Genomic DNA, 1,977 nt, shown 5'->3' on the forward strand with positions numbered 1-1,977 from the left:
GCTTTACCTTCCACATTATTATCCTTTTACCTATACGTATCATTCCGTTTAGATGGAGTTTTATATACATCCTGGTTAGGGGAGTTTGTTGCAGTTGAGGTAAACAAATCTCACTACTTGATCATGGGTGCGGCTCTAATTATTGGTGCACTTACTACAGCTGAGATGATGTGGCAAAATATCGTGGAAAGAGAAGGCGAACTAGCACTCTTTAAATCGATTGGTTGGAGAGATAAGACAGTTACGCGTTCTATTATTATTGAAGGGGCTTTAGTGGGTTTTTTGGCAGGAATAGTCGGTTTGGTTCTATCTATTTCCTACATTGGCATCATGTATAATATCTTTCCTTGGGATTCATTGACGATTCTTTCATTGACAATTTGTCTCCCGGTATTGGTTGGCATTCTAGGTGCATGCTTTCCCGCAGTTAAAGCATTGCGAACCAATCCATACAACGTATTAAAAGAAAATGTGTGAAAAAATGCATAAAAACAAAGAGGTAAAATTGCTTGACCTCCTTGTTTTTATGCAATTAAACAAATTCACTCGTACATTCACATTTAGTCTATAAATTAACGAGTAACATATTTTTTTGAAATATTCTCCATCGGTTACTGGGTCAGGGCCATTAAACCCACTTACTCCATTTAAAAGTATCATTTCCAACTTCCCCTTCTACATATTCTATCGATTAATAGACCGAATAATTGTACCTTGTTCAATTAACCTGCCCCGTTAGTTGAAGAAGAAAAACGGCTTTACTCCTTATTGAAGTAAAGCACCCCAATAGTTAAAGAACATTCATTGTAATCCATCCAAAAAATCAGTGAGATTTTCTTCAGAAATTACTTTTAAACCATTTCTTCTTAGTAGAGCTGTTGTGACACCAATACCAGTAACTTTATTTCCTTTAAATTCGCCATTATAAATCATAGAACTACCGCAAGATGGGCTGTAATCTTTAAGGATAATAGTTGTTGCACCTAACTCTTGAGCTTTCTTTAATGTAACGTATGCTCCGTTTACATATAGGTCAGAAACATCTCTTCCTGACTTTTCAACAACTATTGCCTTCCCATTTAATACATCTTCACCATCTCCCCCAACGATTTCAGCAGGCTCTCTTGGAATTGGAAAACCTCCAAGTAGTTCAGGACAAACAGTAATAGCTTTATTTTCTGATAAAAGTTTTTGTATTCTATTATCTAAACTATCTGTTCCGTTATATCTAACTTTTAAACCTGCTAAACAAGAACTAACTAATATCAATTTTTTCACCTCAATAAAATAATAAGAATATTATTAAGTTTAACACCATTTCAACAGATAAATTAACCTATTATTTCTTGTTAAACTAAACTGCCCCGTTAGTTGAAGAACAGAACTCTAACGTATTTTATAGCAAGATCTTGAACCAATAAAAATATCAACCAGCCACATACTCCTAAACCAATGGATATAAATAAATGAACGGAGTTTTGTAAGGCTATATAAACGATTACTAACAAAACAGCAGTTGCAGGAAATCCCCAAAGTACCCCTAATGCAAACTTGCTTAACGTTGCTGTTTGTTCCCCTTGGACATACAGCCATGTAATGCTTAGTAAACTTACTAAAGGAAGAGCAGCTATTATTCCTCCATATGAAGGAAATCTTCTTGAAATCTCCGTAACAACAACAATAACGATTGCTGAAGCAATAATTTTCGTTATTACAGACATTGTTTTGCACGATCACTTAAGATTTTTAGGGCTTGTTCTATTAAATTCTTTTCATTGTCATCAAGTTGATTCAACACTTGTTCTAATTTTTCTTCATCTAAACTAGTATTTCTATGTAAAACTTCTTTACCATAACCCGTTAGACAAAGAATTACTTTTCTTTCATCAAGAGGATCTCTCCCCTTTATTAAATAGTTCTTTTCAATCATTCTTTTAACGTGTTCCGAGGCAGTATTATGAGAAACCTGTATGTATG

4 protein-coding genes are annotated in these 1,977 nt (G+C 34.3%); 1 reads left to right on the forward strand and 3 read right to left on the reverse strand.

What is annotated here, in order from left to right:
* Window positions 1-477 (forward strand): ABC transporter permease (locus AC1DSB_RS18570; protein ID WP_477587337.1); only part of this gene is annotated, 477 nt, incomplete at its 5' end.
* Window positions 478-801: 324 nt separating this feature from the next.
* Here the strand turns inward: AC1DSB_RS18570 and AC1DSB_RS18575 are convergent.
* The 3 genes from AC1DSB_RS18575 to AC1DSB_RS18585 all read right to left on the reverse strand — a co-directional run.
* Complete coding sequence (locus AC1DSB_RS18575) at window positions 802-1,269, reverse strand: 2-thiouracil desulfurase family protein (RefSeq protein WP_477533103.1); 468 nt, start codon at window positions 1,267-1,269, stop codon at window positions 802-804.
* Window positions 1,270-1,367: 98 nt separating this feature from the next.
* Window positions 1,368-1,721: a DUF3147 family protein gene (locus tag AC1DSB_RS18580; RefSeq protein WP_477587338.1), complete on the reverse strand. Its 354-nt coding sequence runs from the start codon at window positions 1,719-1,721 to the stop codon at window positions 1,368-1,370.
* Window positions 1,712-1,977 (reverse strand): MarR family winged helix-turn-helix transcriptional regulator (locus AC1DSB_RS18585; protein WP_477587339.1); only part of this gene is annotated, 266 nt, incomplete at its 5' end. The genes AC1DSB_RS18585 and AC1DSB_RS18580, both read right to left, overlap by 10 nt.

Source organism: Paenisporosarcina sp. P4_E4_2, from assembly GCF_056401595.1.